This is a genomic window from Mesorhizobium sp. M4A.F.Ca.ET.090.04.2.1, from assembly GCF_003999085.1.
Lineage (GTDB): Bacteria > Pseudomonadota > Alphaproteobacteria > Rhizobiales > Rhizobiaceae > Mesorhizobium.
The window spans coordinates 1-6,951 of the sequence record NZ_RZOT01000318.1; the positions used below are offsets into that span (position 1 = coordinate 1).

The window sequence follows — 6,951 nt, forward strand, 5'->3', positions numbered from 1 at the left end:
GAGCCGATTCCGACGCGATCGCGCCGATCATCGCGGTGCCGACCACCGCCGGCACCGGTTCGGAAGTCGGCCGCGCCGGCGTCATCACCAACGAGGCGACGCACACCAAGAAGGTCATCTTCCATCCGAAGCTCCTGCCGGCGATCGTGATCGCCGATCCGGAGCTGTCGGTCGGCATGCCGGGCTTCATCACCGCCGGCACCGGCATGGACGCGCTGGCGCACTGCCTCGAAGCCTATTGCGCGCCGGGCTATCATCCGATGGCTGACGGCATCGCGGTGGAAGGCATTCGGCTGGTGTTCGAGAACCTGCCCAGGGCCTTCGCCAACGGCAAGGACCTGGTCGCCCGCGCCCATATGATGAGCGCCGCGGCGATGGGCGCGGCGGCCTTCCAGAAGGGGCTGGGCGCCATCCACTCGCTGTCGCACCCGATCGGCGCGCTCTACGACACCCATCACGGCATGACCAACGCCGTGTTCATGCCCTACGTGCTGGCCTTCAACCGCGACGCCATCGACGAGCGCATCGCCCGGCTCGCCGCCTATTGCGGCATCAAGGGCGGCTTCGACGGTTTCGCCAAGGCGATCATCAAGCTGCGCAAGGAGCTCAAGGTGCCGCATGCGCTGCCCGGCCTGATCAAGGGCCTCGACATGGACAAGAAGCGCAAGGGGCTGATCGCCGACATGGCGGTGGTCGATCCGACCGCCAGCGGCAACCCGGTCAAGCTGACCAAGAAAGGGGCACTCACGCTGCTTGAAAACGCCATCGCCGGCGCGGTGTGAGCGGCGATCGCGGCGCCGGAAATTGATCTTGAAACGAGGGGAAAGGGAAGGGGATAGGGCAAAAGGCAAGGAGCGGAATGCTTAGCCGGAAAAATAATCGCGGAGCGATTGCTACAACCGGTTAAAAAGAGTTTACTTTTTCGTACTGCGGCGTGCCGGTTTCACAAAGCTTTCATCTGGCTGTCACACGAAAACGATACCGCATCGCAGGCGTCCAACGGCGTCAGTTCAACGGAGAGAACACATGTTCAAATTCACGGGGAAAGTGCTTTCCCTTTCGGCCGCGACCCTGATGGTGTCGTCGGTGATTTCGTCCGCGGCTTCGCTGGATGAACTCGTCAAGGCGGCCAAGGCGGAGGGCGAGCTCACCACGATCGCGCTGCCGCATGACTGGTGCGGTTACGGCGCCGTCATCGATGGCTTCAAGGCGAAGTATCCGGAGATCAAGATCAACGAACTCAACCCGGATGCCGGCTCGGGCGACGAGATCGAGGCGATCAAGGCCAACAAGGACAACAAGGGCCCGCAGGCGCCTGACGTCATCGACGTCGGCCTGTCCTTCGGCCCGTCGGCAAAGGCTGATGGCCTGATCCAGGCCTACAAGGTGTCGACCTGGGACTCGATCCCGGACAGCGCCAAGGATGCGGATGGCTTCTGGACCGGCGACTATTACGGCGTGCTGTCCTTCCTGGTGAACAAGGATCTGGTCAAGGAAGCGCCGGCTGACTGGGCCGACCTCTTGAAGGCAGACTATGCCAACACGGTTGCCCTCGCCGGTGACCCGCGCGCCTCGAACCAGGCCATCCAGGCCGTCTACGCCGCCGGCCTTTCCGGTGGCGCGGCCGCTGGTGAAGCCGCCGGCACCGCCGGTCTCGACTTCTTCAAGAAGCTCAACGCCGCCGGCAATTTCGTGCCGGTCATCGGCAAGCCGGCGACGCTCGCCCAGGGCCAGACGCCGATCCTGGTCACCTGGGATTACAACGCGCTTGCCGGCCGCGACACGCTGAAGGGCAACCCGCCGGTCGATGTCGTCGTGCCGAAGACCGGCGTCGTCGCCGGCGTCTACGTGCAGGCGATCAGCGCCTACGCGCCGCACCCGAATGCTGCCAAGCTATGGCTCGAGTATCTCTACTCCGACGAAGGCCAGATCGGCTGGCTGAAGGGCTATTGCCACCCGATCCGCTTCAACGACCTCGCCAAGAACGGCAAACTCCCGGCCGACGTGATGGCCAAGCTGCCGCCGGCCGAGGCCTATGCATCGGCTGTCTTCCCGACCCTCGACGAACAGGGCAAGGCCAAGGAAGCCATCACCAAGAACTGGGATGCCGTTGTCGGCGCCAACGTGAAGTAACACAATGTAAGGGCCGGGCGGCCTTGGCCGCCCGGCTCCTCTCCAAGACGGTAGCCGGCGCATGACCGATCTCTCGCTCTCCAACCAGGCCATTGCGGGGAAGACCGCGCCGCCCGCCGAGGGGCGAAGGCTGCGGCTGCCGACGCAGTGGCTCGGCGTCACGCCGTTCTTCGTCTTCGCGATCATGTTCCTGATCCTGCCCACGCTGTACCTGATGCTGGGCGCCTTCCAGAACGACGCAGGCGAGTTCACGCTCGAAAACATCGCGGCCCTGGCGCAGCCGTCGATCGTTGCCGCCTACTGGATTTCCATCAAGGTCAGCCTTGCCTCGGCTCTGATTGGCGCCTTCGCCGGGCTCGCCATCGCCATTGCCATCGTGCGTGGCGGCCTGCCGGACTGGATACGCTCGGCGACGCTGACATTTTCCGGTGTCGCTTCCAATTTCGCCGGCGTGCCGCTGGCCTTCGCCTTCCTTGCCACGCTGGGCCGGCTCGGGCTCGCCACCGTCATCCTGAACACCGTGTTCGGCCTGAACATCTACGCGCACGGCTTCAACATCCTGTCCTTCTGGGGCCTGACGCTGACTTATGTCTACTTCCAGATCCCACTGATGGTGGTCATCATCACGCCGGCTATCGACGGGCTGAAGAAGGAATGGGGTGAAGCTGCCGCGACGCTCGGCGCGACCACGGCGCAGTATTGGCGCATGGTGGTCATTCCGGTGATCTGGCCGAGCTTCCTCGGCACCGTGATCCTGCTCTTCGCCAACGCCTTCGGGGCGATCGCCACCGCCTATGCGCTGACTGGTTCCTCGCTCAACATCGTGCCGATCCTGCTCTACGCGCAGATCCGTGGCGACGTATTGCACAACGCGCATCTCGGCTATGCGATCGCCTTCGGCATGATCGTCATCACCGGTCTCGCCAATGTCTTCTACATCTGGTTCCGGACCCGCTCGGAGAGGTGGCTCAAATGAAGTCCGGCAGATTCTGGGCCTGGGTCGTCTTTGCGCTGGGCGCGGCCTATTTCTTCATTCCGCTGATCGCGACCGTCGAATTCTCGATGCGCATGCGGCGCGGCGCCTATTCGTTCGACGCCTATCAGATCGTGCTGGGGGACGAACGCTTCCAGGCCACCTTCATGTATTCGGTGGTCGCGGCGATCTTCACCATCATCCTCGGCGTGCTGATCGTGGTGCCCGCGGCCTACTGGATCCGGCTGCGTCTGCCGCAGATCAGGCCGGTGGTCGAGTTCATCACGCTGTTGCCGCTGGTCATTCCGGCCATCGTCATCGTCTTCGGCTACATCCGGATGTACGGCTCCAACTCGCCGCTGCCGTTCCTCGCCAGCGACACCGGCACCAACGCCCTGCTGGTCATCGGCTATGCGACGCTGGCGCTGCCCTACATGTACCGGGCGGTTGATACCGGGCTGCGCACCATCGATGTCAGGACGCTGACGGAAGCGGCGCAGATCCTCGGCGCCGGCTGGGGGACGATCATCACCCGTGTCATCCTGCCCAATGTGCTGATCGCGGTCTTGTCGGGCGCCTTCTTGACCTTCGCCATCGTCATCGGCGAATTCACCATGGCGAGCCTGCTCAATCGGCCGGCCTTCGGACCGTATCTGCAGAATATCGGCGCCAACCGCGCCTATGAGCCGGCGGCGCTTGCCATCATCGCCTTCGCCATTACCTGGGGCTGCATGTCGCTGATCCAGATCCTGTCCCGCTTCGCGCCGAAATCGGCGAACCGCCCCAATTGAACGACAAGCACTGAAAGTCAAAGCCATGGCCGAGCCGTTCCTCTCCATCCAGCATGTGCGAAAGTCCTTCGGCGCCACGACTGTGGTCGAGGATTTCAACCTCGACGTTGCGCCGGGCGAGTTCGTCTCCTTCCTTGGCCCATCGGGCTGCGGCAAGACGACTGTGCTGCGCATGGTCGCCGGTTTCGAGGAGCCGAGCGCCGGCAAGATCGTCGTGGCTGGCAAGGACATCACGCGGCTGAAGCCCAACCAGCGCAATGTCGGCATGGTGTTCCAGGCCTACGCGCTGTTCCCCAACCTGACGGTGGCGCAGAATATCGGCTTCGGGCTGAAGGTGGCGGGGATGCAGAAGGCCGCCATCGATTCCCGCGTTGCCGAGATGCTCGACATCATAAAGCTGCCGCAGATGGCCGACCGCTATCCCTACCAGCTTTCGGGTGGCCAGCAGCAGCGCATCGCGCTGGCGCGCGCGATCGCGCCGAAGCCGAAGCTCTTGCTGCTCGACGAGCCGCTGTCGGCGCTCGATGCAAAGGTGCGCGTGTCGCTGCGCGAGGAGATCCGCTCGATCCAGAAGAAGCTCGGCATCACCACCATTTTCGTCACCCACGACCAGGAAGAAGCGCTGTCGATCTCCGACCGCATCGCGGTCATGTATGGCGGCAAGGCCGAGCAAGTCGGCACGCCGTTCGAGATCTACAACCGGCCGGCGACCAAGTTCGTCGCCAATTTCGTCGGCACACTCAACGTGCTGGAAGGCAAGGTCACCGACCCGGCATCTGGCAAAGTGCAGGTCAACACGCAGGAAGTCTCGCTCAAGGGCAAGCTCAACGGTTCGAAATCCGGCGACACGCTGTCGCTGGCGCTCAGGCCCGAGGCGATTTCGCTGGGGCGGCAACCCGGCCATGACACCAGCCTTTCCGGCGAGATCGCCGAAGTGCACTTCCTCGGCTCGGTCATCCGGGTGCGCGTCGGCATTGGCGGCAACACGGTGTCGCTCGACACGTTCAACAACTCGACGACGCCACCGCCCGTGGTCGGCGAGAAGGCGGACATCTCGTTCTCGTCCGGCGACATGCTGGTGCTGCACTAGCAAAGCGGCAGGAGCGCAATTTCGAGCCGGTGCATCACCTCCCATAGCGATCAGCGTGGGACGATCCGACCCTCATCGCTAACGCGCCAGACAATCAACAGCATCCCGACACGGGGGTACTGCCAACCGTCGCGCTTCATCGCTACGATGAGGTATGGCCCTGTTCGAACTGACCCTCGTCCTGCTTTTGATTGCCGTCGCGCTGGCGGCGCTGTCGCGGCGGCTGGAGGTCCCTTATCCTTCGCTGCTGGCCCTGGCCGGGGTTGGGATTGCCTTTGTGCCCGGCGCGCCAACGATCGAGATCGATCCGGAACTGGCGCTTGCGCTGTTCATAGCGCCGGTGCTTCTCGATGCTGCCTATGACACCTCGCTGCGCGACCTGAAGCGCTACCGGCTGTCGCTGGCGATGCTGGCGCTCGGCGCGGTTGTTTTCACCACCGTGGTTGTTGCCTTCGTCGGCTGGAAGATGGCCGGCCTGCCGATCGCGGCGGCGATCGCGCTCGGCGCCATCGTCGCGCCGCCCGATGCCGTGGCCGCGAGCGCCGTGCTCGGCCAGTTCAAGGTGCCGCACCGCATCACGGCCATCCTGCAGGGCGAGAGCCTGCTCAACGATGCGACAGCGCTGCTGATCTACAGGATTGCGGTTTCGGCCGCGATCGGTTCGGTCATGCTGAAGGACGCGGTGCCGGTGATCCTGCTGTCGACGGTCGGCAGCGTTGTCGCCGGCTATCTGTTCGGCCGCTTCTCTCTGCTGACGCTCACGCGGATCGAGGATGCGGCAAGCAGTACAGTGGTGCAGTTCGCCGGTACATTCGGTGTCTGGATACTTGCCGACAGGCTCGGGCTGTCGGCCATCATCACCATCGTCGTCTATGCCATGACCATCGCGCGCACCGCGCCGCGCCTGATGTCGGCGCGGAGGCGCGTCAGCACCTATTCGGTCTGGGAGTCGGCGGTGTTCGTCCTCAACGTGCTGGCTTTCGTTCTGATGGGCCTGCAGGCACGCTCGATCGTCGGCCGGCTCTCCGGCGACGGGCAAGGCGATGCGTTTCTCTTCGCCGCGACGGTGCTGGCCGTGGTCATCGTGGCTCGCCTCGTCTGGGTCGCGAGCTACGTTGCGGTCATGCGATGGCTTGCCCGCTTCGACAGCGAAGACAAAAGGCGGGATGCACCGACGTTCCGCGGTGCCGTGCTCGTCGGCTGGTGCGGCATGCGGGGACTGGTGACGCTGGTGGTGGCGATTGCGCTGCCGGCCGGCTTCCCGGGCCGTGACCCCATCGTGCTTGCCGCCTTCGCGGTCGTTCTCGGCACGCTGGTGCTGCAAGGCATGAGTCTGAAGCCGCTGCTGCGGATACTCAATTTCGAACGGGACACGACGATCGACCGCGAGGTGGCGGAGGCGCGCGTTGCCGTCATGCAGGCCGCGCTCGACGTCCTGAACCACAAGACGTCGGCCGCGGCGGCGGTGGTGCGCGAGCAGTATGAGGCGCAGCGCCGGATCGCCGAGGACCCTGAGGACGCCCAGGCGGCGACCGAATACGATCGCCTGCGCCTCTATGCCATCAAGCGCCAGCGCGACGCGCTGGAGGAACTGCGCCGCAACGGCACGATCGGCGACGAGGCCTATCACCGGCTGGAGGAGGAGATCGACTGGTCGGAACTGGCGGCGTCGCCGGCGGGGCGGTTCCAGCCGCTGACGACGTAGGAAGACGGTCCTCTGGCCCAGCCCCGTTGCTGTTGCGGTCCATTGCCACGCTATCGGTGAAACGCTACTGCCATCACCGGAACTGAGCCGGATAACCAATGAAGCTCGTCAGCTACAACATCCAGTACGGGTTCGGCGGCGACGGCCGCTACGATCTCGCGCGCGCCGCGCGCGTCGTCGAAGGCGCCGACATCATCGCCTTACAGGAGGCGGAGCGGCACTGGCCGCGTACAAACGAGGACGACCAGACGGAAATCCA

Annotated in this window: 6 protein-coding genes and 1 pseudogene; all 7 read left to right on the forward strand. The window is 64.4% G+C overall.

The features are described from left to right. On the forward strand, positions 1-782 hold a 782-nt coding region (locus tag EN781_RS21130; protein ID WP_127400297.1), incomplete at its 5' end, for an iron-containing alcohol dehydrogenase. Positions 783-1,026: 244 nt separating this feature from the next. After that, a complete protein-coding gene (locus EN781_RS21135) occupies positions 1,027-2,133 on the forward strand; it encodes an ABC transporter substrate-binding protein (RefSeq protein ID WP_126058389.1) in 1,107 nt (368 codons plus the stop codon). A gap of 61 nt (positions 2,134-2,194) precedes the next feature. Next, complete coding sequence (locus EN781_RS21140) at positions 2,195-3,109, forward strand: ABC transporter permease subunit (protein ID WP_126058390.1); 915 nt, start codon at positions 2,195-2,197, stop codon at positions 3,107-3,109. Further along, positions 3,106-3,897 carry an ABC transporter permease gene (locus tag EN781_RS21145; protein ID WP_126058391.1) on the forward strand — a complete coding sequence of 264 codons (792 nt, stop codon included), beginning with the start codon at positions 3,106-3,108 and terminating at the stop codon, positions 3,895-3,897. Before EN781_RS21140 ends, EN781_RS21145 begins: the two co-directional genes overlap by 4 nt. A 25-nt stretch (positions 3,898-3,922) precedes the next feature. Then, positions 3,923-4,987 carry an ABC transporter ATP-binding protein gene (locus EN781_RS21150; RefSeq protein WP_126058392.1) on the forward strand — a complete coding sequence of 355 codons (1,065 nt, stop codon included), beginning with the start codon at positions 3,923-3,925 and terminating at the stop codon, positions 4,985-4,987. Between the two features lie 154 nt (positions 4,988-5,141). Continuing rightward, positions 5,142-6,692, forward strand: coding sequence for a sodium:proton antiporter (locus tag EN781_RS21155; protein WP_126058393.1), 1,551 nt, complete (start codon positions 5,142-5,144; stop codon positions 6,690-6,692). Positions 6,693-6,790: 98 nt separating this feature from the next. Further along, positions 6,791-6,951 (forward strand): annotated as a pseudogene (locus EN781_RS21160) (EEP domain-containing protein); the annotation flags it as partial.